The organism is Pseudomonas sp. AC083, from assembly GCF_979253165.1.
The window spans coordinates 1,710-25,311 of the sequence record NZ_CEEDDH010000028.1; the positions used below are offsets into that span (position 1 = coordinate 1,710).

Sequence of the window (23,602 nt, forward strand, 5' to 3'; positions counted from 1 at the left end):
CACAATTGGGTTGGGGGCGGTCAGTTGCAGGTTGGGTGGCTGTTAGGCCGTCATCGCTGGCAAGCCAGCTCCCACAGGGATCGAGTGCGACCGGAAGATATTGGTCAGTTGGGCAACCGCTTTCGCGAGCAGGCTCGCTCCCACAATTGGGTTGGGGGCGGTCAGTTGCAGGTTGGGTGGCTGTTAGGCCGTCATCGCTGGCAAGCCAGCTCCCACAGAAAGCAGGATCAAGATCAGAAGATCGCAGCCTTCGGCAGCTCCTACATTTGGATTGCGCTGGGCTTTGGTTAGCTGAGGACGACCACGCCGCCGGGCAGTTCGGTGCATTTGACGCCGTAGGCGTCGCGGATCAGCAGGGCGACGCCGGCGAGTTGGTCGAGGTTGAAGCGCGCCTGGACGCGGCGTTGGCCGAGTTCGCGGTTGAGCAGCAGGAGCATGCCGGGGCGGTAGCGGTTGATTTCGTCGATCATCTGGCTGAGGGTCGCGCCGTTGAACACCAGCACTTGTTGGCGCCAGTTCATCACGGCGGCGGTGTCGACAGTTTGTACGTTGCCGATTTGCCGTGCGTCGTAGGTGACTTGCTGGCCCGCTTCGAGGCGCAGGTTGCGGCCGTCGATGGCGACGTCGACCGCGCCGTCGAGGCAGGTCACGCAGACTTGCTGGTCGGTGTTGCGCAGGTTGAAGCGGGCCTGGCTGGCGCGCAACCACCCTGCTCCGGCCTGCATCGCCAGTGGCAGGCGTGCGGTTTGCACTTCGACTTCGCCGCTCACCAGTTCAAAGCCCTGCACGCCGTTTTCGACGCTGCGCTGGTTGATGCGGGTCTGGGTGTTGAGTTCGAGGCTGACGCCTTGTGCCGGTTCGACTCGGCGCTGTTGGCCGACTTCGGTGATGTAGTCAGCGCCCAAGCCTTCGAAGCCGCCGGGAATCGTGCCGCGCACCAGCAGGAATGCGGCGGATGCGGCAATCGCGCCGCCGAGAAATGCCCGTCGACCGAAGCCGCGTCGGCCCTGCAACGCTTCGGCGGCCGGTTGCAGGTGATGCCACAGCCGCTTGGCTTCTTCGAACGCCCGGGCGTGTTCGCCACTCCGCGCGCACCATTCGCGCAAGGCGCGGGCGTCGGCGACCGTGGCGCGGCCCGAGGTCAGCAGGATCAGCCAGTCGTGGGCTTCGCTGTGCAGAGACTCGGTGGCCGAAGGCTCGGCGGGTTTCAGTCGAAAGATGTTCAAACGCGCAAATTCTCAACGGATTAATCGGGTCACTATTCGCTAGACGGTTTTCCGGCCCCGCGACCGAACCGCTGAAACACTTTTCTTTCCAGTTTCGCTGCGCAGAAGCCCAGCGCGGCTTTGATTTCCTTCTCGACCATGCGCGTGGAAATGCCGAAACGCTGGGAGATTTCCAGGTGCGGCGCCTCTTCCAGCCGCGCGGCGATGAAGATCCGCCGACGTCGTGCGGGCAGTTCGTACAAGGCGCTGAGCAGGGCCTGCATCTCCTTTTGCCCGCCGACCACCCGCGCCGGGTCGAGGGCTTCGTCGCCCAGTTGCAGCAGCTCTTCGACCTCAGTACCGGTGAGCAGGCGCGCATCGGCCTGACGGCGGTCGGCGGCGATGTTCAGGGCCATGCGATACAGGTAGGCGTTGGGCTTGAGCAGGTTCGGCGGGGTTTCCATGCGATCGACCCGCAGCCAGGTTTCGTGCAGCACGTCGTTGGCCAGGTCCTCGGAGCCGAGGCGGCGGCGCAGGCGCACGCGAAAATCCTCGTAGGAGCTGAGGAACAGCTGGCCCATCACGCTTTGTCCGGCGTCTTTCATCCCCCGGAAACTCCTTCCCATCTCGTGCATTCCATGCGTTTCCCTGACGACTCCGGTAACAACAGCAACGTGACCGGCTGGCGCAAGGCGCTGGGCGTCGGCCGATCGATTGGGAGGTTGCGAAAACTTTCCACCAGCGCGTTATCGCGCCGTACATCGCCGGTCGAAGTGACCAACCGGTTGTGCTGCACCACGCCGTCGCGCCCGACCCACACCTGCAACACCGCGCGATAACTGCCCGGTCGGGTCAGCGGCGAACGGCACAGCTTGCGCTCGATCGCCGCTTGCACCGCCGTCGCATAACTGCGGTTGACCGCGACAGCGGCCGACGTGGGTTTGTCCGTCGGCACTGGCAGGTCTTCCACCTGCGCCGCTTGCAGGGTGAACGCGTCGGCGCGGGCGTAGCGCGCCATCAACCCGGTGCCGCCGAGCAGATGGCGCAAGGCGTCGGCGGCGGTGTATTCGCCATCCACGGCGATGGAGCGACGGCCCCGGCTCAGTTGGCTGTCGACCAACACCGCGACGCCCGTGGCGAGGCTGTATTGATCCAACGCCCGGGCCAGCTCCTGCGCCGGGATGTGCAAGGTCATGCGCATGTCCGCCGCTGCCGGATCAGCATTGGCCGCGCAGGCCAGCAAACCGAGCAGCCAGCCCAGACCCGCGCGGCGCACAAGCGTCGCCGAGCGCTGAAGACTGATCCGCGAACTGCCTCGCTGCACGACTGGCGCACCCCTGAAAATCGCTATCCTGCGGGGCATTTATGACTCTGGTATGACGGGCGGTGCAAAAAAACCATCACGGGTTTTGCCCCGCGCTTGCACTAGACTCAAACCCAGAGCGGCCCATTCGGGCGGGCCAGGAGGCGGACATGAAAACGCGGTGGATGTGGGTCTTGCTGATGACGGTGGGCGCGGCGCAGGCGGAGGAGCCGCTGGGTTGTGTCGAGGTCACGGTCGGCGGTTACAAGGCGCCGAATTACGATTGCCTGAGCCAGCAAATGGGCAACAACCCCGACGGCGCGGCGGCGGCGCAGAAGAACATGGAAGCGTTGAATGTGCCGGTGCCCAAGCGCGCGCCGAATCAGGTAGGCCTGGCGACGCCGGCGGCGACCAGTACGCGGATGGGCAACACGTTTGGTACATCAGTAAAACCGCAGCGGCCGCCGCAGTGAAGGACTGATCGTTCCCACGCTCCTGCGTGGGAATGCAGCCCGGGACGCTCTGCGTCCCATTGGAACGCGGAGCGTCCCTTGAGGCATTCCCACGCGGAGCGTGGGAACGATCGGCGTGTACCTCTTCTTTCTCTCGTTTTGTTTTTACGACGCAACTCAATCGCTCGGGGTCTGACGGAAGCTGACAGCCAAACGATTCCAGCTGTTGATGGTGCTGACTGCAACCGTCAGGTCCACCAGTTCGCCTTCATCGAATTGCTCGCGCGCTTGCTGGTAGACGTCATCCGGCACGTGGCTTTCGGCCAACAGCGTAACCGCTTCGGCCCAGGCCAGAGCCGCGCGTTCGCGGGGGTTGAAGAAGTTGCTGTCGCGCCACACCGCGATCGCATACAGGCGCCGATCACTCTCCCCGGCTCGCCGCGCGTCCACCGAATGCATGTCAGTGCAGAATGCGCAGCCGTTGAGTTGCGAAGCGCGGATCCGGATCAACCGCAGCAGCGGCGCTTCGATACTCAGGTTGGCGGTGAGCGCCTCCATGGCAAGCATCGCTTTCATCGCCTTGGGCGACGCGTTGTAGTAATCCAGACGCAGGGACATGGCGCGGCTCTCGGCAGGCGGAATGATGAGTTCACGGTAAGGGTTGTGCGGGCTGTGTTACAGCCCCAATTCCACGAATTTCGGCTACACCACTGCCCCCCTACCTTTACGCGCTGATCGTTCCCACGCGCAGCAAAGGAATGCAGCCATGGACGCTCCGCGTCCACTGTGACGCAGAGCGTCACGGGAGGCGTTACCACGCGAAGCGTGGGAACGATCAGGTAACTGACCCGCCGCTTTCGCGAGCAGGCTCGCTCCCACAGGGACTTGCGCCAATTTGCGGTTTTTACTCCACGCAACTACTGCCAAAAGCCCAACAACGCTAATCTGACCGACACCTCACTCAACACCCGGGAGCCTCGTCGGTATGGAACTTCATGTCGTGATCAACGGCCGCAAGGATCTCGCCGGTCAGTTGTATCAGCAGCTGCGCGGGGCGATTGAATCCGGGCGACTGGCGGCGGGTACGCAGTTGCCGCCGAGCCGCTTGCTGGCCGAGCAATTGGGCATCTCGCGCAAGACCATTTCCGACACTTATGCGCAGCTGACCTACGAAAATTTCCTCACCGGGGTGATCGGCAAAGGCACCTATGTCAACGCCCGCCCGGCGCAGGTGCAGCGCAAGCAGAGCCACACCGAGCTGGCCAGTGCCGAGGTGATCGAGAGCTGGCGCAATCTGCCGGTGTTCCTCCGTCATCCGACGCTGGAGGGTTCGCTGCGCTACGACTTCATCGGCGGCGCCACCAGCAAAGGCCAGTTCCCCCACGACGACTGGCGCCGCTGCGTCGCCCACGCGATGCGGCAGATGGCGCAGTCGAAAGGTTTCTACAGCGTGGCCGAAGGCTTGCCGGCGCTGCGCAATGCGATCGCCCGGCACATCGCCTTTTCTCGCGGCATCAACTGTCAAGACGAGGACATCGTCGTATGCAACGGCGCGCAACAGGCGCTGGACCTGATTGCCCGGGTACTGACCCGCCCGGGCGATCTGGTGGCCATGGAAGATCCCGGCTATCCGCCCGCGCGCTTGCTGTTCGGCACGCACGGCGCCGAAGTGGTCGGGGTGCCGGTGGATGCCGAGGGTATTCAGGTCGAGCACATTCCCGATGGCACGCGGCTCATTTACGTCACCCCGTCGCACCAGTTTCCGCTGGGCATGGCGATGAGTCAGGCGCGCCGCGAGGCCCTGCTCGCCCGTGCCCACGAGCTCGGCGCGATCATCATCGAAGACGATTACGACAGTGAATTCCGCTACGAGGGCCGGCCCACCGATTCGCTGTACAACCTCGATCAGCGCGGCATCGTCGCCTACGTCGGCACCTTCTCGAAAACCTTGCTGCCGGAGTTGCGCCTGGGCTACGCGATCCTGCCGCCGTCGATCATCGAAGCGGTGATTCGCGCCAAACAGCTCACCGATCTGCACGCCTCGACCCTGCCGCAATGGGCGCTGGCCAAGTTCATCGCCGAAGGTTGCCTGCTCAAGCACATCCGCCGCTGCCACACGATCTACGCGCAACGCCGCGAGCGCATCCTGGAGCGCATGGCGACGGACCTTGCGCCCTGGCTGCAAGCCGTGCCGGCCAGTGCCGGGTTTCACATGGCGGTGCTCTGCAAGGTGCCGGTCGATTTGCCGCTGGTCATCGAGCTGGCGAAAAAGGTCGAGGTCGGCCTGTATGCGATCAGTGGTTTCTACTACCAGCAGCCGGCGCAAGAAGGCCTGTATTTCGGCTTCGGCGCCATCGAAACCCTGGACATCGATATTGCCCTGGATCGCCTGCGCGACATCCTCGAACAGCTGTCATGAGCCGTTGGTATAAGGCTTTTACTGCCGATTGGTTATTGGTGATTGCTGGCGGCAGGCCTATTCTGCACAGGCGTTATCCCTCAGTGAGCAGGATTCGTCCGGCCTGATTCAGGAGTGTGAGCAATGTCCAACGAAGTGATCAACACGGTTGAGGTCAAGGCGGTTGCGGGCCGCTCGGAAGAGCTTGGCAAGCAATTGCAGAAGATCGTCGACACCCTGCGCGAAACCCCGGGCTGCGATTCCTACCTGGTCGACCGCTGCCCCGAAGACAGCCACCGCTGGACGGTCAGCGCGCGCTGGCAGTCGGAAGCGGCGATGCAGGCGCATTTCAACCGGCCCGAGGCACAGGGGTTTATCGATCTGATCGATAGCCGCCTGGCCAATAGCGTTGATTTCAACAGCTTTCCTATCGTCTAAAAGCAAAATCAAAAGATCGCAGCCTTCGGCAGCTCCTACTCTGGAATGCGTTCCCCTGTAGGAGCTGCCGAAGGCTGCGATCTTTGCTTTTGAACCAGAATTGGTCACCTGATCTTCGCGAATATTGGCCGTTTGAACCGGCCCCATTGCGGCCTACTGTGAGCACACCCCAACCATCACAGGTAACCCGCCATGAAAGCCCTGCCCCTCTTCGCCGCCGCCCTCGCCTTCAGCCTGTCTGCTTCGGCAATGGCCCACGATCCGTCCGAGAAAATCACCGTCCTGCAGGACCAACTGCTGAAAAACGTCCCCGGCAAGAAAGCCATGATGATCGAAGTCGACTACCAGCCCGGGCAGTCCTCGATCGCCCATAAGCACGAAGGCACGGCGATGGCTTACGTGCTCGACGGCGAGGTGATTTCACAGGTCAAGGGCGAACAGGCGATCACTTACAAGAAGGGTCAATTCTGGTACGAGCCGGCCGGTTCCGAGCATCTGGTGTCGAAAAACGCCAGTTCGACCAAGCCGGCCAAGTTGCTGGTGTTCATGGTCCTGGCCCCGGATGAGCAGGTGCTGATCCCGCTGGAAAACTGATGGCTGCGTGACTAGCCATAAACGAAAGGCGCGAATCGAGCATTTGCGCCTTTTTTATTGCCTTGGGGCATTACCTGCAAACGCTTAAAGCCAATAAAACTAACCGCGCAAAGGTTATTCAGGCAACGGTCAGGCCGGCAGGTTTACCCTGAATATCCGCCGATATCTTCGGCCCGTGCACACTCATCGACAGACCTTGTTTCACGGGAGAAACACCATGAAACCTGCGCTTCCCGCCCTGCTGGCGATTTCCGTTTTGCTGCTCTCTGCCTGCTCTGTTCCCACTGCTCCGCAAGCCGTGTCATCCCTCGACACGCTGCTGCCGCACCCGACCGGTCGCAGCAGTGCTACTCAGGTCAACAGCGGTCCCGGCGTCTCGCTGGGGGTGATTTACAGCCCCGGCACCCTGGCCAATCGGCAATACCTGCGCGAGTATCAGGCCAAGGCCGGTACCGGTTTTGGTCAGAGCCTGCTGGTGCAGCCGATCCACGACGCCTACGTCGCCAGCTCCAGCCCGGATCGCGCGGTGCAGTGGGTCAACGCTTCGCTGCAACGCCAGTTCGGCTCGGTGACGGTGTACCCGGACATGCAAAGCCTGCGCGCGGCCAGGCCGGATGTGGTGGCGATCGTCGATACCCATAGCCAGTTGATCACCTCGCGCAGCTCGGATATCCGCGCGGATGTCAGTGCTGATTTTTACGATGCGCAATTGAACTACATCGGCACGGCGAAGGGCTCGCAGGCGCGGGAACTGACGCCGGTGTGGGCGGACTTCAAGCGCTCGGAAGAGATCGTCGCGGATATCAATCAGCAGGAGGAATTGCAGCTGGCGGCGTTGCGCGAGTTTGACCGTTCGCTGAGTAATCTGGTTGTGCGGCCGGGGGAGAAAGTGTCGATGCTTGAGGGTAATCCAGCTCAAAAGTTGTATTGAATGTAAGTGCCTCTTCGCTAGCAGGCTCGCTCCCACATTTGGAATGCGAATCCCTGTGGGAGCGAGCCTGCTCGCGAAGGCGTCAGGCCAGACACCACAAAAAACTTCAGACATTACAACCCCGGCAAGACTGGCCATCCCTTAATCCAAATCCACAATCATCCCGCGCTGTCCACTGTCAGGTCTGACAGTGGACAGCGCGACCGAAAGCTTCCCAAATACCAGCACTGCGTTGATTTGCCGGTCTCTATCGACTGATCGCTTTACGCAAAACCAGCGTATTCGAGGAGCTGACCATGACTGAAGTCAAAGACACCGCCGTGCATAACCTGGACCCCACTTTCGGCCCCGACAAAAATGGCCTCACCTGGTTTAGATATCCCGATCAGGAAAACGGCTTCGCCAACGCAGTTACCGTCGCGGCGGACGGCAAGCTGCTGATCGCCGCCAGTGCGGGCAACAAGTTCGCCATTGTGCGGTTGAAGCCTGATGGCACACAGGACACTTCGTTTGCCCGGGATGGCGTGGCCAGCGGGGTTTTCGCGCAGGGCTATAAATCCACGGGTGGCAGCATCAGCATCCTCAAGAACAACAATCTGTTGCTTCAGGGTGCCTTTGTCCTACACGAATACGCACGACCACAGCGCTGCTTGGCAATGTTTCGCAATGACGGAACGCCCGAGAGCGGATTTGGCGACAACGGCGTGGTCATCGTTAGCCAGATTCCGTTGCCCGCCCTCGCGTCGTCCGAAGTAGCGCCGGAGCAAAAACGCACTACGGCATCCGCTTACAGTGGCCATGCCATTGAACTGGCCGACGGAAAACTGATGGTCCTGAGCAATCATCAATATTCCCCCAATGACCAATACGGTCTTTTGATCAGGCTGCATAGCGACGGGGCTCTGGACACTTCCTTTGGCCAAGGACAGGGTTACATCACGATTCGATACCTGGACAATTCCACGTGGGCTGGCTCACTGATCCGGCTGCAGGACGGCAAATTCGCCATCGCAGGTTACGTTTCGAGTAAAGACCGCTACCGCGCAATGATCGCCCTCTTCGACGCCGCAGGTAAGCCTGTCAGCAGCTTTGGCGATAACGGTTTTGCCCTGTTCGAGCGCCTGGACAAGCTCAGTCAGATCAACCAACTGGTCGAAATGCCTGATGGCAACATCCTCGGCATCGGTAGCGCCACCTCGGAGGATCTTGTTCACAGGGGCGTGCTGGTTTGTGTCGACAGAAATGGCAAATACGCCAGCGACTTCAATGAAGGGAGGCCAGTCCTGACGTCTTATTCCGATGCGCCTTCCGGCATCCAATGGACTGCTGGCACGCTGCGAGAAGGCGTACACATCGTGTTGCTTTCCAGCACCCACGGCGAAGAAGACTCCGAAATCGTCATTGCCCAGTTCAAATCGGACGGCGCTCCGGATCGCGGTTTTGCCGACGACGGTGTGCTGGTGATCAATCTGACCGACGTGCTCGACATGGCGGGAGGCCTTGCTATTCAGAACAATCAGATTGTCGTAACCGGAACATCCCTGCCCCGTGCCGACGGCGTTGGTAGCTTCGCCTTCCGCTGCGCCGATACGCTCTGAATGACAGACAAGAAAAAGCCCCGCCTCTTTCGAGAGCGGGGCTTTTTCACTCAGCCACTACTTACGCCAGTTCAAGCTCGGCATTCGCAGTGATTGCAGGCACGATCGCTTGCCCGCTCAACGCCAGATCCAGCAGTTCGCGGTTGGCCACCGCGTACATGGCGTAGTCCGTACCGCTCGCAGCACGGATTTCCACCAGCATGGCGCGCCAGCGTTCGATCATGCTTTCGTGCTGGGCCATCCACAGCGCCAGGCGTGCTTCCACGTCCTGGGAACCGTCGCCCTGTTGCAGGACGGAGATGGTGATCGCCCGTTGCTGCCAGTCGACGTCATCACGGAACGCTTCACGGGCCAGAGCCTGCCAGTTGTTTTCCACCGGCAGCGCGCTGATCTGTTGCAGGTACCAGGTGATGTCCAGCGCAGAGCCCACGGCGAAGTAAGCCTTGGCCACTTCGGCCGGGTCCTGCCCGGTGACGTCGGCGGCTTCGATGATCGGCAGCAGCGTGTACAGGTGCGAAGTACCCGCAACCATACGCGCCAGCAATTCCGGCACACCGGCTTCGACGTACGCCTGATAGCGCGACTGCCAGTTCTCGCGGATTTCGCCGCTGAGCAGTTCGTCGAGCTTCAGACCCAGCTCTTTCAGGTGCGGACCGAAGTGCGCGACGTCACGGGCAGCGTTCTGCTCGTTGCGGCGAGCACGCAGGAACCAGCGCGTAGCGCGACGGCCCAGACGCATCAGCTCGTCCATCAGCTCCAGCTGTACGTCAGCGGAAACCTGATAGTCCAGCGCTTCGATCTGACGGAACCAGTGCGGGAGGTGGAAGATGTCGCGCACGATCACGTAAGCGCCAGCCACGTTTGCCGGGCTCATGCCGGTCGACTCTTTGAGTCGCTGCACAAAAGTGATGCCCATGTGGTTGACCAGATCGTTGGCGATCTGGGTGCTGACGATCTCGCGCTTCAGACGGTGACGACGCATGGCTTCGGAAAACTTGCTGACCAGGGTCGGCGGGAACGCCGTTTCCATGTCGCGGGTCAGGTAATCGTCGTCCGGCACCAGCGAGCCCAGCAGCTGCTCTTTCAGGTCGATCTTGCTGTAGGAAATCAGCACCGACAGCTCAGGACGGGTCAGGCCGTGGCCCTCAGCGACGCGCTCGGTCAGTTGCTCTTCGGTCGGCAGGAATTCGATGGCACGGTCCAGCTTGCCACGGCCTTCCAGATCGCTCATCAGACGCTTGTACTCAGCGATGCGCGCGTAGGCACGGCGCGCCGCCAGGGACAGGGCCTGAGTCTGCTTGTAGTTGTTGCCCAGCACCAGATTGCCGACTTCGTCGGTCATGCTCGCCAGCAACTGGTTGCGTTGCTTGTCGGTCATGTCACCGGCCTGAACCACTTCGTTCAGCAGGATCTTGATGTTCACTTCGTGGTCGGAGCAGTCCACGCCACCGGCGTTGTCGATGAAGTCGGTGTTGGAGCCGCCGCCATTCAAGCCGAATTCCACACGACCCAGTTGGGTCATGCCGAGGTTACCGCCCTCGCCCACGACTTTGCAGCGCAGCTCGTTACCGTTGACGCGCAGTGCATCGTTGGCCTTGTCGCCGACATCGGCGTGGCTTTCGGTGCTGGCCTTGACGTAGGTGCCGATACCGCCGTTCCACAACAGATCCACCGGCGCCTTGAGCAAGGCGTTGAGCAGTTCGGTCGGGGTCAGCTTGTCAGCCTGGATGTCGAAGCGTTCTTTCATCTGCGGCGAGATCGCGATGCTCTTCGCGCTGCGCGAGAAGATACCGCCACCTTCGGACATGATGCTGGTGTCGTAATCGGTCCAGGCCGAACGCGGCAGGTCGAACAGACGCTGACGCTCGACGAAACTGGTCGCCGGGTTCGGGTTCGGGTCGATGAAGATGTGCATGTGGTTGAACGCAGCGACCAGTTGCAGCTTGTCGGACATCAACAGGCCGTTACCGAACACGTCGCCGGCCATGTCGCCGACGCCAACCACGGTGATGCTGTCTTCCTGAACATTGATGCCGCGCTCGCGGAAGTGGCGCTGCACGCCGACCCACGCGCCCTTGGCGGTGATGCCCATTTTCTTGTGGTCGTAACCGGCCGAACCACCGGAGGCAAACGCGTCACCCAGCCAGAAGCCGTAGTCGATGGCGATGCCGTTGGCGATGTCGGAGAAGGTCGCAGTGCCCTTGTCCGCCGCGACCACCAGGTACGGGTCATCGTCGTCATGACGCACGACATTGACCGGCGGTACCAATGCGCCGTCCTTCAGGTTGTCGGTGATGTCCAACAGACCGGAAATGAAGATGCGGTAGCAGGCGATGCCCTCGGCCGCGATCTCGTCACGGCTGCCGCCCAGTGGCAGGCGACGCGGCAGGAAGCCGCCCTTCGCACCCACCGGCACGATGACCGAGTTTTTCACTTGCTGGGCTTTTACCAGGCCGAGCACTTCGGTACGGAAGTCCTCTTCACGGTCGGACCAGCGCAGACCACCACGGGCAACGTTGCCGAAGCGCAGGTGCACGCCTTCGACGCGTGGCGAGTAGACGAAGATTTCGAACTTCGGCACTGGCTTGGGCAGCTCAGGGATCGCATGCGGGTTGAACTTGAAGCTGAAGTACGACTTGTTCTGGCCGTTGGCGTCAGTCTGATAGAAGTTGGTGCGCAGGGTGGCTTTGATCAGGTCGAGGTAACGACGCAGGATGCGGTCTTCGTTGAGCACCTGAACATCGTCCAGTGCAGTCAGAATCGCTTGTTCCAGACGCAGTTGCTTGTCTTCCAGATCATCGCTGCCGAGCTTGCGCGCCAGGTAGAAGCGGGTCTTGAACAACCGGGTCAGTTCGCGAGCGATGTCGGTGTGGTTGTTCAGGGTGCTGGCGATGTAACCCAGGTCGAAGCCCAGACGGATCTGCTTCAGGTAACGGGCGTAGGCACGCAGCAGCGCCACGTCGCGCCATGGCAGACCGGCGGTCAGCACCAGACGGTTGAACGCATCGTTTTCGGCATCGCCGCGCACGATGTGCACGAACGCGTCCTGCAGGGTGTCGTTGAGTTGCTGGATGTCGAGGTCCAGACCTTCGGCGGCGGTGAAGGCGAAATCGTGAATCCAGAATTCGCGGCCGTTGGTGTGGCGCAGACGGTACGGGAATTCACCGAGTACGCGCAGGCCGAGGTTTTCCAGAATCGGCAGGACGTCGGACAGCGCCAGCGGCGTGTCGGCGTGATACAGCTTGCAATGCAGCTCGCGCTGGCCGGAAACCTGACCGAGCGGCTGATAGAAGCTCATCACCAGCGGATTTTTTTCGTTGAGGCTCAGCAGGTGCTGCATGTCGACCACGGCCGAATGCGCTGCGAAACGCTCGCGGTAACCGGCCGGGAAGCCTTTCGGGAAGTCGGCCAGCACGTTGGTGCCGTGGGCTTCGCCGAAGCTTTCGACGGTCAGTGCGGCGTAGTCGTCCTGCCAGCTGCGGCAGGCCTGAACCACTTCTTTTTCCAGCAACACCGGGTCGATGTCGAGGCGGTTCTTCGGATCGACGCGCAGAATCAGCTGCACGCGGGCCAGCACGGATTCCGAGAAGAAAGTCCAGAATTCGCAATCGGAAGCCTTCAGGCGCTCCATCAGCACTTGCTGGATCTTCTGGCGGACTTCGGTGGAATAGATGTCGCGCGGCACGTAGGCCAGGCAGTAGCAGAAGCGACCGTACGGGTCTTTGCGCAGGAATACGCGGATCTTGTTGCGTTCCTGGATCTGCACGATCGACATCACGGTGGTGAACAGTTCGTCGACCGGGGTCTGGAACAGGTCGTCACGCGGCAGCACTTCGAGGACCTGCGCCAGTTCCTTGCCCAAGTGAGCCTTGGACTGGAAGCCGGAGCGGCGCTCGATTTCTTCGACCTTGCGGCGGATGAACGGGATGACCCGCACGCTCTCGCCGTACACCGAGGAGGTGTACAGGCCCATGAAACGGTGTTCCTTGATGACTTTGCCGTCGGCGTCGATTTCACGGATCGACACGTAATCCGGGTAAGCCGGACGGTGTACGCGGCTTGGATGCGCAGCCTTGGCGAACGACAGCAGGGTCGGTTCGCGCAGGTAGGACACGGCGTAGTCTTCGATGCGCAGGTCTTCGTAGGTCAGGCCGGTGCGCAGCAGTTTGGTCAGGCCGAGGAAGGAGCTCTGGTCGTACTCGATGTGGCCGCCATCGGCCTGATCGGTGACCACGAACTCTTCGTAGCCGAGGAAGGTGAAGTGGTTGCCCACCAGCCATTCCAGGAAGCTCTTGATTTCGTTCTTTTCGTCGGCATCGACCGGATAGGCGCTGTTGTCGAGCTGGGTGAGGATGTCCTGCACCTTGGCTTTCATCGGCTCGAAGTCAGCGACGGCGACGCGCACTTCACCGAGCACCTGCTCAAGCTCTTTGCTCAGCACGTTCAGCTCGGCCGCGTTGGCGCAACGGTCGATTTCCAGGTACATCAGCGATTCGTGCAGCACGCCTTCGCCGGTGCTGCCCTTTGGCAGGACTTCCAGCAATTCGCCCTTGCTGCCACGACGTACGCTGAGCACGGTGGTCTGCAGGGTATGAATGCTGTAGCCGCGACGGTTCAGCTCGGTACGCACCGAGTCGACCAGAAATGGCAGGTCGTGGTGCAGCACTTCGACCGCGGTGTGGGTCGACTGCCAGCCGTGGCGTTCGTAATCGGGGTTGTAGACACGCACTTGCGGTTGCGCGTGATCGAAGCGCTCAAGCAGGCGCCACGCAGAGAGAGTACAGCCAGCGAGGTCGGAGAGGCGACGTTGAGTCAGCTCGTCCAGGGAAATGATGCCGAAGAATTGTTCAGCGAACAGCGCCACTTGTGGCAGTGCCTGTTCACTGATGTGCTGCGCCAGTGCCGCTTGCAGTTGGTGCTGGAAGTCGGCTTTGCTGGCTGCGGTGAAGAACGCCATCTGTGGTACTCCGCTTAAGCTTGTTATTGATGGAAAGCGTCGCGTGCAACACCCCTTTCGGGGCTGGTGTCGCCCTGTTCCTGATTCTCGGGCAGAGGAAACAGGGAGACAGGTGGGTGAAGCTGGACGGGACACTCAGGTCACATTCACCTTCCATGAATGAGCATCTGCAAAAGCGACTGCCAGCACTGCCGGCAATGCCTTTACGGGTGCTCATCCGTTGCGCAGCTTAATGGGTGCGACAATGTGTCTGCTTGCGGTGCTGCGACATATTCGGTCATTGGCACGTAAATGCAGGGTTTGGCCTGCATCAACACTAGCAGGTGGGCGCCGAAATGCAGGTTCGAAACCCCGGTTTCACGGGACTTTCGTGCCAGGTCGGTCGCCGAGTACGTTACATATCCGGAAACGAAAACGCCCAAGGCCCTGTTATCGACCCTGAGCGTGGCATCCGGTTCAGCGCCAGCGGTTGACGCGGATCAGTCCGGCAGTTCCTCAAAGGCTCTGAATTTGCTCACCGTGGCGCAGTCGTAGCACATCGTCTGCAGGATCTGCTTGTCCATGCTGGCGTCAATGTTGCTCGAATCGCATTCGCGGCAGAACAGCCGCAGATGGCTGAGCAAGTCGCTGTCGAACGCCACGGCGGAAAAGAATTGCGGGACCAGTTCGTCACGCCAATACATGCCCGGCGATTTGGAAAATCCGGCGCCGCTGTCCTTGAGCACCACGTCGTAGAGCAAGCGCTGCAAGGCCGTTTGCGGTACTCGCGCATCGCGATGGGCGTTCTTGCGCCAATTGCGCGCGAGCGCGTCCTGCGCCGTGCCCAGCATGTTGCGCGGAATGGTGTTGGAGGCGTGACTGCGCCCTTTGGAATTGCCGGTGGCATAAAAGTGCGCGGCGTTTCGTACCGCCAAGCGGGCGAAGTAATACAGCTGACTCACCGAGAAGTCCTGCAGCAACTGCCCGACCACCTCCTCGGCACGGGCTTCGGCCGTGAAGGCAAAATCCACTTCAGCGGCCAGCACACGGATGTATTGAATGGACGCTTCGCGGGCGAGACTGAAGACCAGCGAATAGATTTCGCTCTTCCAGGCGGCTTTGACGCTGCCCGACAACTCCTGATACAGCACCTGATACAAATTCTCGCGGGCACAGCGCGTTACGCCGTCGAGCGTGACGCTGGGCAGCCAGCGCACCGCGCTGTACTCGCGGATATTGCAGCCCTCGCTGCGATCGAAAGCGTTGATGTCGGAATCGGTGGAAACTGCCAGCACCCCGGCTTCGTGCAGGCCTTTGAGCAGCTCTTCACGGGCCTCGAACGTCAGGGCGAGGAGTTCTTCTCTGGATGGCGCATTCAACGGCGCAATCCATTCAACGGTTGCGCCGTAACCATCATCCAGCAAAGCGAGCAACGTCAGCTTCTGCACAAACCCCAGATTGGCGTAAGGCACTGCGGGGCATCGCGCGCCATATCGAGCTTCCAATTCCAGGCGATCACGCGTGGCCCGGGCGGCAAGCTGCTGCTGGCGCACCTTGAAACATTCTGTGCAGCTGCAAGTCGTGTGGCGGGTATTGGTGCCGGGTAGGCTTTGCTGGTGCTCACAGCGTACGCATTTGAAGGTACTGCGCAGCGAAAGCGGAGTACCTCTGGCGTGTCGGCGCACCCACATCGGCAATTTGCAATAAGGGCAGCTGAGGTCGGCACTGATAACCGGGGGCAGAACCTTGAGCAGACTGCGCACCGTTGCAGGGATCTTAAATTCCGCCATCAGCACGGCAGTTTTTTCGCCTTCGAGATAGCGTTTGTAGATTTCCTCGATCTGTTCATCGGACAGGTGGCGGATTTCTTCGGCGCGGTCGAAATATTGGGTCATGGCAAAGTTCCCTTTTTGGGGTTGTCGTAACGCACTCCATTGCGCATGAGCGGCGAAACTAACGGCAAAAAGGTGGCCATCACAAGCGAAAAATCGCAATTTCGGGTTGATTTTGCGCATCCGGCAATTGCCTTACGCTGGCGTCGGATTTTCCCTTCTTGCTACTCGGAACTGGGCGACGGAAATGTCCTGCTTTGCCACTTTTTACCGATGCAGGCAGCGCGAACGAGCAGAGACTGGCAAAATCGCGCCTTCGAACAGATTCATCGCCGCCACTGCCCAGGATTTCCCCCATGCAAATGACCACCGCCCTACTGATCGTCAACCCGTGCGACGACGAAGAAGACAACATGGCCATGCTCTGCTGCCACAGCGACAAGGGCGAGATGTTCCTGATGAGCCGTTATCCGGATGAGGATGAGCTAGAGATCACCCTGGATGGCGAGCCTTCGACGCTGGACGGGGTGAAGGTCACGCTGACTTCAAACCTGCTTAAGATCGAGATTGCTGCTGCGGATGCCGATGCGTTGAATGGCGATGATGTGCTGGAGATCGCGTTCAACCCGGACATGGTGGATATGGATGAGGTTGTCGAGACTTTGAAGAACATTCTAGATGGGACCGGGACCTTTATCAGCGAGGTTTGATGTTGACCGGGCTGGCCCTTTCGCGAGCAGGCTCGCTCCCACATTGGAATGCGTACATCAGACCCTGTGGGAGCGAGCCTGCTCGCGAAGAGGCCGGCACTGGCGCCGCTACAATTTCCTGCTTTGCGAAAGATCAAAAGATCGCAGCCTTCGGCAGCTCCTACAGGGGATCACATTCCAACCGGGAAGCTGCCAAAACCCGCGATCTTTTGCTCTTTTGCACAAAATGCCGTTAGTCGCCGCCCCCCGCGATGGATTAAAGTAACGCCCCCAGCCCCGGCGTTATCCGAACGCCCCGGCCACCCCCTTTCCAGGAACAGTCACCGATGGAACATCGTGAAGCGCTGCTGGCGCTGCGAACCTTTCTTTCAACGCAGATTCTCGGCCAGGAAAAACTCATCGAGCGTTTGCTCATCGCCCTGCTCGCCGACGGCCATATGCTGGTCGAGGGCGCTCCCGGTCTGGCCAAGACCAAAGCGATCAAAGAACTCGCCGAGGGCATCGAAGCCCAGTTCCATCGAATTCAGTTCACTCCCGACCTGCTGCCCGCCGACATCACCGGCACCGAAATCTACCGTCCGGAAACCGGCAGCTTCGTCTTCCAGCAAGGGCCGATCTTTCACAACCTGGTGCTGGCCGACGAAATCAACCGCGCGCCGGCCAAGGTGCAATCGGCCTTGCTCGAAGCGATGGCCGAGCGTCAGGTCAGCGTCGGGCGCAGCACCTATGAGCTGTCGCCGCTGTTTCTGGTGATGGCCACGCAGAACCCGATCGAACAGGAAGGCACCTATCCGCTGCCGGAAGCCCAGCTCGACCGTTTCCTCATGCACGTCAAGATCGGCTTCCCCGACGCCGCTGTCGAACGGCGCATCCTCCAGCAGGCCCGTGGCGAGGCGCTGAACGGTGAGACCAAGCCCGAGCGCCGGGTCAGCCAGCAGGCGATCTTCGCCGCGCGCAAGGAAATCCTTGGTTTGTACATGGCCGACGCCGTGGAGGAATACCTGGTGCAACTGGTCATGGCCACGCGCAACCCGGCCAAGTTCGACCCGGAAATGGCCGAGTGGATCGCCTACGGCGCCAGTCCGCGCGGTTCGATCGCGCTGGATCGCTGCGCCCGCGCCCACGCCTGGCTGGCCGGTCGCGACTTCGTCAGCCCGGAAGACATTCAGGCCGTACTGTTCGACGTGTTGCGCCACCGCATCATTCTGTCGTTCGAAGCCGAAGCCGCTGGCATCGATCAGGATCGCGTGGTGCAGCGGATTCTCGACGTCGTCGCCGTCGCTTGACCCCCATGAACGCCGCCCTGCCCTCCGAACCCGGTATCCGCATCAGCCTCGCCGAGCTGATCGAGATGCGTCACCGCGTGCGCGAGGTGCAACTGTTTTCCACGCCGAGTCAGCGCAGCCCGCTGATCGGCCTGCATCACTCGAAATTCCGTGGCCGTGGCGTCGACTTCGATCAGGTGCGGGTGTATCAGGCCGGTGACGACGTGCGCACCATCGACTGGCGCGTCACCGCGCGCACGCAGGAGCCGCACACCAAGCTGTTCCATGAAGAACGCGAGCGGCCGATTTTCATCATGGTCGAGCAGAGCACGCGGCTGTTTTTCGGCTCGGGGCTGATGTTCAAGTCGGTGCTGGCGGCGCAAGTCGCGGCGTTGATCGGCTGGGCCGCGCTGGGGCACAACGATCGGGTTGGCGGGCTGGTGTTCGGCGACAACGAGCACTACGAAATCAAGCCTCGGCGCAGCAAGCAGAGCCTGCTGCAATTGCTCAACCGCTTGGTCAAGGTTAATCAGTCGCTGCACAGCGAGCGCGAGCCGGATCGCGATGCCTTCGGCGTGGCCCTGCGCCGCGCGCGGGAAGTGCTGCGGCCGGGCAGTCTGGCCATCGTCATTTGTGATGAACGCGCGTTGTCCGACAGCGCCGAACAGCAATTGAGCTTGCTGGCGCGGCATTGCGATCTGCTGATGCTGCCGCTGTCCGACCCACTCGATCACGCCCTGCCCGCTGCCGGCCTGCTGCGCTTTGCCGAGCGTGGCGCGCAGCTGGAAATCGACACGCTGAACTTCGACCTGCGCCAGACCTACCGCGCCCAGGCCGAAGCGCGCATCGCTCGTTGGGAATTGCTCGCGCAGAAGCTGCGGGTGTTGCTGATGCCGTTGAGCACGCAGAGCGAAATGGTCGAGCAGATGCGCGAGTTCCTGAACCCGCAGCGTCCGGGGAAAGGTCGATGAACGGCCTCGAACAACTGCAACCGCTGATCTCGCCGCCGCCGATCGCCTTCTGGCCGCCGGCGCCGGGCTGGTGGCTGCTGCTTCTGCTGTTGCCGGTGCTGGGTTTTGCCGTGTGGAAGCTGCGCCGCTTCATTCCGATGAAGAAACGCCCGGTGGTGCGCGCCGAGCAGCCGCTGGACCCGGTACGCATCGCCGCGCTCGCCGAACTGGCGCAAATGCCCAAGCCTTACGACGGCGCTCCGGCCGGTGCCTGGCTGCAACAACTCAACGGCCTGCTCAAACGCCTGTGCCGCAACCACTATCCGTACAGCCAGAGCCACACCCTCAACGGCCGCAAATGGCTGGCCTTCCTCGATAACCGCTGCCCGGCTGCCGGCCTGACGCGCTGGATGGTGCTGGTCGAAGGTGCGTACAAGCCGGAATGCAAACTCGACGACAAAGCCATCGCCGGCCTGACCCAGGCGGTCGACACGTGGATTCGCAAACATGTTTGAGTTCGCCTGGCCGTGGATCTTCGTGCTGTTGCCGCTGCCGTGGTTGATGCGTCTGGTCCTGCCGGTGGCCGACAGCGGCGAGCCGGCATTGAAAGTCAGTTTCCTCGCCGACCTTGAAGGCCTCGCCCGCCGCCGCGCGCGTGCGAACTTGCCGGCGTGGCGGCAGCAGGCGCCGTTTATCTTGCTGTGGCTGATCTTGCTGATCGCCGCCGCGCGCCCGCAATGGCTCGGCGAGCCGCTGCCAATTGCCGCCAGTGGCCGTGATCTGCTGGTGGCGGTGGACGTGTCCGGTTCGATGGATTTTCCCGACATGCAGTGGCAGGACGAAGAAGTCAGTCGCCTGTCGCTGGTGCAGCACTTGCTCGGTGATTTCCTCGAAAGCCGCGACGGCGACCGCGTTGGTTTGATCCTGTTTGGCAGCCAGGCCTACCTGCAAGCGCCGCTGACCTTCGATCGGCGCACCGTTCGCATCTGGCTCGACGAAGCGCGGATCGGTATCGCTGGCAAAAACACCGCGATCGGCGATGCCATAGGCCTGGCCTTGAAACGCCTGCGCCTGCGGCCGGCGCAAAGTCGCGTGCTGATTCTGGTCACCGACGGCGCCAACAATGGCGGCGAAATCAATCCGCTGACCGCCGCAAAACTGGCGGCCAGTGAAGGCGTCAGAATCTACCCGATCGGCATCGGCGCCAATCCCGAGGACAGCGGCTCGACCGGCCTGCTCGGGGTCAATCCGAGCCTTGATCTGGATGAACCGGCGCTCAAGGCCATCGCCGAAATCACCGGCGGCCAGTACTTCCGCGCCCACGACGGCCTGGAGCTGCAAGCGATCAAGGACACCCTCGATCAGCTCGAGCCGGTGACCCAGCAACCGACTCAGGCACGCCCAGCGCAAGCTTTGTATCACTGGCCGCTGGCGCTGGCTTTGTGGTTGAGCCTGTTGCTGGTCGTCCGCGAACTGTGGCCGGACAATCCGCTGCAACGCCTGTTTACCAAACAACTGTATTTACAAAGTCCACTGCCGGACTGGCGTCAGCGCTTGCAGCGTTTGCGTCTGCGGAGGCGCCGATGATCGCGCTCTGGCCGCACTGGTTCCGCCCTTGGTGGCTGTTGCTGTTGCCGCTGCTCGGCTGGCTGCTCTGGCAACTCTGGCACCGACAGAAACGCGCCGGTCGCTGGCAGATGATTCTGCCGCCGGCGTTCCATGCCGCGCTGCTCAGTGGCGGCAGCGGGCGCCAGAGCAAACTGCCGTGGATCGCCCTTGGCGTGGCGTGGATACTAACCATTCTGGCCTTGCTCGGGCCGAGCTGGGAGCGCGTTGAACAGACCAGCCAGAAACCCGCCGATCCGCTGGTAGTCGTGCTCGAACTGACCCCGGAGATGCTCGCCACCGACTCGCCGCCGACGCGTCTGGAACAGGCGCGGCGCAAGCTGTTCGACCTGTTGCAGGCGCGCAGCGATGCGCAGACCGCCATCGTCGTTTATGCCGGCAGCGCGCACACGCTGGTGCCGCTGTCGGATGATCTGGCCACCAGTCGCAACCTGCTCGACGCGCTCAAGCCGTCGCTGATGCCGGAAGCCGGCCACCGCGCCGATCTGGCCGTGGACAAAGCACTTGCCCTGCTCAAGCAAGGTGCGCTGGGACAGGGACGGATTTTGCTGATCGGTTCGTCGCTCAATGAAGAAGAACGGCGAGGCATTCGCCGAGCGCTGAATGGCGAGTCGACGCAACTGCTGATGCTCGGCATCGGCACCGCCGAAGGCGCGCCGATTGCCCAGGAGGACGGCAGTTTCCTCAAGGACGAGCAAGGCGCGATCCGCGTGCCGCAACTCGACAGTCCTGGTCTGGCGACTTTCCTCAACAGCGTGGGCGGCGAGTATCACCCGGCGCGTCTCGACGAGGCTGATCTTGGCGCCCTCGGTTTGCTCAACGGCCCGCGCAGCCTGCGCGACGACGGCCAGACCGTGCGCCTCGATACGTGGGCCGATCAGGGCTACTGGCTGCTGTTGCCGCTGCTATTGCTCGCCGCTTGTGCCGGGCGCCGTGGTTGGCTGTTCTGCCTGCCGCTGCTGTGGTGCCTGCCGCAACCGAGCTACGCTTTCGATTTCGAAGACTTGTGGCTGCGCCCCGACCAGCAGGGTTTGCACCTGCTCAAGCAGAAACGCCCGGCCGAAGCCGCGCAGCATTTTGAAGATCATCAGTGGCAAGGGGTGGCGTTGTACGAGGCCGGCGACTACAGTGGCGCCGCTCAGCGCTTCGCCGAGGGCAGCGATGCCCGCGCCCACTACAATCGTGGCAACGCTTTGGCCAAAAGCGGTGAGCTGGACGCAGCGATCGACGCCTACGAACAGGCGCTGGAACTGCAACCGGATCTGCGTCCGGCGCAGACCAACAAGGCGCTGGTGGAAAATCTGCTGAAGCAGAAAAACGCCCCGTCGCCGCCCGAACCGGACAACCAGCCGAACGAACAAAGTCTGCCCGGCGATGAGCCTTCGCCCACCACCGCGCCCCCTCCGGCGGTGAGCAGCGAAACCCAGAGCGAGGCGCAACCGGCCGAGTCGGCCAGCGAACCGCCGCCGACCGCCCCACCGCTGCCCGGCCCCAATGAAATCCCCGGCAGCAACGAGGAAGAGGAAACCGACACGGTGCCGACCCTGCGCCCGAGCGAGAACAACCTCGAAGGCGAGCAGCGTCAGGCGCTCGAACAATGGCTGGGCAAGATCCCGGACGACCCGGGCGAACTGCTCAGGCGCAAATTCTGGTACGAACAGCAACAACATCAGGATCAGGAAAACAATCGATGACCCGCTTCACCGCTCTCTTGCTGCCCCTGCTGATCTGCACGGCCACCGCTCAGGCGGCCGAGCTGACCGCCAGCGTGGATCGCAGTCGCCTGAACTCCGGCGAGACGGTCGAGCTCACCCTCGAAACTGACGACGTCACCCAGTTCGGCAAGCCCGATCTGTCGGCGCTGGAAGCGCTGTTCGAAGTGCGCGGCACGCGCCAGGTCAACCAGCTCAACACCCTCAACGGCGACAATCGCGCGACCACACGCTGGATCATCACCCTGCTGCCGAAAGAAAACGGCAGCGTAGTGATTCCGCCGCTGCAACTGGGCGAAGCACAGAGCCAGCCGATCACCGTGCAGGTGATCGCCAGCGACAACCGCGAAGACAACAACAGCCTTGATCCGGTGTTCATCGAAGCCAGCCTCGACCAGACCAGCGTCTACGTGCAGGCCCAGGCCATCCTGACTTTGCGCATCTACCACTCGGTTTCGCTGTACGACGACAGCAGCCTGAGCCCGCTGCAAATCGCCGATGCGCGCATCGAACAACTTGGCGACACGCGCACCTACGAGAAAGACATCAACGGTCTGCGCCACGGCGTGATCGAGATGCGCTACGCGATCTATCCGCAACACAGCGGCCTGCTGACCATCGCGCCGCAGACGTTCAGCGCCACGCTGGTCGATACCGCGCCATCAGCAGACGCCTCGGGGCCCAAGCCCGGCAAATTGATGCGCGTCAGCTCGGCGTCGATTCCGCTGACGGTCAAACCGAAACCGCTGACCTACCCGGTCGATGCGCCATGGTTGCCGGCGCGCAACCTCAGCCTCAGCGAAAGCTGGAGCCCGGAACCGGACCACACCCAGGTCGGCGATTCCCTGACCCGCAGCCTGACGCTAAAAGTCGAAGGCCTCGCCAGCTCGCAACTGCCAGCCCTTCCCGCCACCGACGTCAACGGCCTGCGCCGCTACCCCGACCAACCGGTGCTGAGCAACCAGAGCAGCGACCGCGGGATCATCGGCAGCCGCGAAGAACGCGAAGCACTGGTGCCAAGCCGCAGCGGCGCGATCGACCTGCCAACCGTCGACGTGGTCTGGTGGAACACCTTCGAAGACCACCTCGAACACAGCAGCCTGCCCGCTCGCACCCTGCAAGTGGCGAACAACCCCAGCCTGCAAATCGACACCCCGGCCGGCACCCTGCAACCGAGTACGCCCGACAACGACACCCTGTGGTGGTGGAAACTCAGCACGCTGATCCTCGCCTGCACCACCCTGCTCGGCTTCGGCCTCTGGTGGCGCGCCCGCTGGCAACCGGCAATCCACCGCGCCGCCCAGACCGGCCCGAGCCCACGCACCCTGCTCGACGACATCAAACGCGCCAGCCAGGCCAACGACCCCCACGCCACCCGCCAGGCACTGGACGCCTGGGCGCGGCAACAGCCGGAGACGCTGGCAGACATGGCCGCGCGATTTGTGCCGTTGTCGGATGCACTGGATGGCTTGAACGGCGCGCTGTACAGCGAGACCGGGCAGCATTGGCAGGGTGAGGATTTGTGGCGGGCGATCCGGACTATTCCAGCGGCGGAACGAGTGCAGGATCCGGTGAGTGAGAGTGGGTTGCCGCCGCTTTATCCGAAGTGAACAGCAAAAGATCGCAGCCTTCGGCAGCTCCTACAAGGGAAT

Annotated in this window: 19 protein-coding genes; 13 read left to right on the top strand and 6 right to left on the bottom strand. The window is 61.9% G+C overall.

Features of this window, described 5'->3' with window-relative positions; translation table 11 throughout:
* Positions 1–287: 287 nt before the first annotated feature.
* Genes AC0IXA_RS26625 through AC0IXA_RS26635 form a run of 3 tightly spaced genes read right to left on the bottom strand, consistent with a single transcriptional unit; the run spans position 288 to position 2,529 of the window.
* The gene (locus AC0IXA_RS26625; RefSeq protein ID WP_471814824.1) at positions 288–1,226 is read right to left on the bottom strand and encodes a FecR family protein; all 939 of its coding nucleotides are present in this window, start codon (positions 1,224–1,226) and stop codon (positions 288–290) included.
* A 32-nt stretch (positions 1,227–1,258) separates the two neighbouring features.
* The gene (locus AC0IXA_RS26630; RefSeq protein ID WP_122698125.1) at positions 1,259–1,810 is read right to left on the bottom strand and encodes an RNA polymerase sigma factor; all 552 of its coding nucleotides are present in this window, start codon (positions 1,808–1,810) and stop codon (positions 1,259–1,261) included.
* Complete coding sequence (locus AC0IXA_RS26635) at positions 1,807–2,529, bottom strand: secretin and TonB N-terminal domain-containing protein (RefSeq protein WP_471814825.1); 723 nt, start codon at positions 2,527–2,529, stop codon at positions 1,807–1,809. The genes AC0IXA_RS26630 and AC0IXA_RS26635 overlap by 4 nt, the downstream gene beginning before the upstream one ends.
* Before the next feature lie 149 nt (positions 2,530–2,678).
* Here AC0IXA_RS26635 and AC0IXA_RS26640 point away from each other — a divergent pair, with 149 nt between their 5' ends.
* A complete protein-coding gene (locus tag AC0IXA_RS26640; protein ID WP_471814826.1) occupies positions 2,679–2,981 on the top strand; it encodes a hypothetical protein in 303 nt (100 codons plus the stop codon).
* Positions 2,982–3,137: 156 nt separating this feature from the next.
* Here the strand turns inward: AC0IXA_RS26640 and AC0IXA_RS26645 are convergent, their stop codons facing one another.
* Positions 3,138–3,578 carry a carboxymuconolactone decarboxylase family protein gene (locus AC0IXA_RS26645; protein ID WP_471814827.1) on the bottom strand — a complete coding sequence of 147 codons (441 nt, stop codon included), beginning with the start codon at positions 3,576–3,578 and terminating at the stop codon, positions 3,138–3,140.
* 367 nt (positions 3,579–3,945) lie between these two features.
* Between AC0IXA_RS26645 and pdxR the strand changes: the two genes are divergently transcribed.
* The 5 genes from pdxR to AC0IXA_RS26670 all read left to right on the top strand — a co-directional run bounded on the left by pdxR (position 3,946) and on the right by AC0IXA_RS26670 (position 8,919).
* Positions 3,946–5,379: a MocR-like pyridoxine biosynthesis transcription factor PdxR gene (gene pdxR, locus AC0IXA_RS26650; RefSeq protein ID WP_471814828.1), complete on the top strand. Its 1,434-nt coding sequence runs from the start codon at positions 3,946–3,948 to the stop codon at positions 5,377–5,379.
* Positions 5,380–5,502: 123 nt separating this feature from the next.
* Positions 5,503–5,796, top strand: a complete 294-nt coding sequence (locus AC0IXA_RS26655) for a putative quinol monooxygenase (protein WP_016774982.1) — start codon at positions 5,503–5,505, stop codon at positions 5,794–5,796.
* A gap of 192 nt (positions 5,797–5,988) precedes the next feature.
* Complete coding sequence (locus AC0IXA_RS26660; RefSeq protein ID WP_471814829.1) at positions 5,989–6,390, top strand: cupin domain-containing protein; 402 nt, start codon at positions 5,989–5,991, stop codon at positions 6,388–6,390.
* Between the two features lie 217 nt (positions 6,391–6,607).
* Complete coding sequence (locus tag AC0IXA_RS26665; protein WP_471814830.1) at positions 6,608–7,321, top strand: ATPase; 714 nt, start codon at positions 6,608–6,610, stop codon at positions 7,319–7,321.
* Between the two features lie 296 nt (positions 7,322–7,617).
* The gene (locus AC0IXA_RS26670; RefSeq protein ID WP_341637301.1) at positions 7,618–8,919 is read left to right on the top strand and encodes an NHL repeat-containing protein; all 1,302 of its coding nucleotides are present in this window, start codon (positions 7,618–7,620) and stop codon (positions 8,917–8,919) included.
* A gap of 61 nt (positions 8,920–8,980) precedes the next feature.
* Here the strand turns inward: AC0IXA_RS26670 and AC0IXA_RS26675 are convergent, their stop codons facing one another.
* The gene (locus AC0IXA_RS26675) at positions 8,981–13,876 is read right to left on the bottom strand and encodes an NAD-glutamate dehydrogenase (protein WP_130900815.1); all 4,896 of its coding nucleotides are present in this window, start codon (positions 13,874–13,876) and stop codon (positions 8,981–8,983) included.
* A 479-nt stretch (positions 13,877–14,355) separates the two neighbouring features.
* A complete protein-coding gene (locus AC0IXA_RS26680) occupies positions 14,356–15,750 on the bottom strand; it encodes a hypothetical protein (RefSeq protein WP_400500614.1) in 1,395 nt (464 codons plus the stop codon).
* A 293-nt stretch (positions 15,751–16,043) separates the two neighbouring features.
* Here AC0IXA_RS26680 and AC0IXA_RS26685 point away from each other — a divergent pair, with 293 nt between their 5' ends.
* The 7 genes from AC0IXA_RS26685 to AC0IXA_RS26715 all read left to right on the top strand — a co-directional run bounded on the left by AC0IXA_RS26685 (position 16,044) and on the right by AC0IXA_RS26715 (position 23,560).
* Entirely contained in the window at positions 16,044–16,397 is a 354-nt protein-coding gene (locus tag AC0IXA_RS26685; RefSeq protein WP_323164871.1) for a hypothetical protein, read from the top strand.
* 326 nt (positions 16,398–16,723) lie between these two features.
* Positions 16,724–17,683, top strand: coding sequence for an AAA family ATPase (locus AC0IXA_RS26690; protein ID WP_007913915.1), 960 nt, complete (start codon positions 16,724–16,726; stop codon positions 17,681–17,683).
* Between the two features lie 5 nt (positions 17,684–17,688).
* Positions 17,689–18,633 (top strand): DUF58 domain-containing protein, encoded by a 945-nt coding sequence (locus AC0IXA_RS26695; protein WP_016774988.1) that lies wholly within the window; start codon positions 17,689–17,691, stop codon positions 18,631–18,633.
* Positions 18,630–19,127: a DUF4381 domain-containing protein gene (locus AC0IXA_RS26700; protein WP_471814831.1), complete on the top strand. Its 498-nt coding sequence runs from the start codon at positions 18,630–18,632 to the stop codon at positions 19,125–19,127. Before AC0IXA_RS26695 ends, AC0IXA_RS26700 begins: the two co-directional genes overlap by 4 nt.
* A complete protein-coding gene (locus tag AC0IXA_RS26705; protein WP_471814832.1) occupies positions 19,120–20,199 on the top strand; it encodes a vWA domain-containing protein in 1,080 nt (359 codons plus the stop codon). Before AC0IXA_RS26700 ends, AC0IXA_RS26705 begins: the two co-directional genes overlap by 8 nt.
* Entirely contained in the window at positions 20,196–21,932 is a 1,737-nt protein-coding gene (locus AC0IXA_RS26710) for a vWA domain-containing protein (protein WP_471814833.1), read from the top strand. Before AC0IXA_RS26705 ends, AC0IXA_RS26710 begins: the two co-directional genes overlap by 4 nt.
* Positions 21,929–23,560, top strand: a complete 1,632-nt coding sequence (locus AC0IXA_RS26715; RefSeq protein WP_122698113.1) for a BatD family protein — start codon at positions 21,929–21,931, stop codon at positions 23,558–23,560. Before AC0IXA_RS26710 ends, AC0IXA_RS26715 begins: the two co-directional genes overlap by 4 nt.
* Positions 23,561–23,602: the final 42 nt, after the last annotated feature.

What these genes read in the sequence shown, in the direction of transcription:
- AC0IXA_RS26630 (WP_122698125.1), bottom strand. Translation starts at nt 1,810, where the DNA reads ATGAAAGACGCCGGACAAAGCGTGATGGGCCAGCTGTTCCTCAGCTCC.
- AC0IXA_RS26640 (WP_471814826.1), top strand. Translation starts at nt 2,679, where the DNA reads ATGAAAACGCGGTGGATGTGGGTCTTGCTGATGACGGTGGGCGCGGCG.
- AC0IXA_RS26645 (WP_471814827.1), bottom strand. Translation starts at nt 3,578, where the DNA reads ATGTCCCTGCGTCTGGATTACTACAACGCGTCGCCCAAGGCGATGAAA.
- pdxR (WP_471814828.1), top strand. Translation starts at nt 3,946, where the DNA reads ATGGAACTTCATGTCGTGATCAACGGCCGCAAGGATCTCGCCGGTCAG.
- AC0IXA_RS26655 (WP_016774982.1), top strand. Translation starts at nt 5,503, where the DNA reads ATGTCCAACGAAGTGATCAACACGGTTGAGGTCAAGGCGGTTGCGGGC.
- AC0IXA_RS26660 (WP_471814829.1), top strand. Translation starts at nt 5,989, where the DNA reads ATGAAAGCCCTGCCCCTCTTCGCCGCCGCCCTCGCCTTCAGCCTGTCT.
- AC0IXA_RS26665 (WP_471814830.1), top strand. Translation starts at nt 6,608, where the DNA reads ATGAAACCTGCGCTTCCCGCCCTGCTGGCGATTTCCGTTTTGCTGCTC.
- AC0IXA_RS26670 (WP_341637301.1), top strand. Translation starts at nt 7,618, where the DNA reads ATGACTGAAGTCAAAGACACCGCCGTGCATAACCTGGACCCCACTTTC.
- AC0IXA_RS26675 (WP_130900815.1), bottom strand. Translation starts at nt 13,876, where the DNA reads ATGGCGTTCTTCACCGCAGCCAGCAAAGCCGACTTCCAGCACCAACTG.
- AC0IXA_RS26680 (WP_400500614.1), bottom strand. Translation starts at nt 15,750, where the DNA reads ATGACCCAATATTTCGACCGCGCCGAAGAAATCCGCCACCTGTCCGAT.
- AC0IXA_RS26685 (WP_323164871.1), top strand. Translation starts at nt 16,044, where the DNA reads ATGCAAATGACCACCGCCCTACTGATCGTCAACCCGTGCGACGACGAA.
- AC0IXA_RS26690 (WP_007913915.1), top strand. Translation starts at nt 16,724, where the DNA reads ATGGAACATCGTGAAGCGCTGCTGGCGCTGCGAACCTTTCTTTCAACG.
- AC0IXA_RS26695 (WP_016774988.1), top strand. Translation starts at nt 17,689, where the DNA reads ATGAACGCCGCCCTGCCCTCCGAACCCGGTATCCGCATCAGCCTCGCC.
- AC0IXA_RS26700 (WP_471814831.1), top strand. Translation starts at nt 18,630, where the DNA reads ATGAACGGCCTCGAACAACTGCAACCGCTGATCTCGCCGCCGCCGATC.
- AC0IXA_RS26705 (WP_471814832.1), top strand. Translation starts at nt 19,120, where the DNA reads ATGTTTGAGTTCGCCTGGCCGTGGATCTTCGTGCTGTTGCCGCTGCCG.
- AC0IXA_RS26710 (WP_471814833.1), top strand. Translation starts at nt 20,196, where the DNA reads ATGATCGCGCTCTGGCCGCACTGGTTCCGCCCTTGGTGGCTGTTGCTG.
- AC0IXA_RS26715 (WP_122698113.1), top strand. Translation starts at nt 21,929, where the DNA reads ATGACCCGCTTCACCGCTCTCTTGCTGCCCCTGCTGATCTGCACGGCC.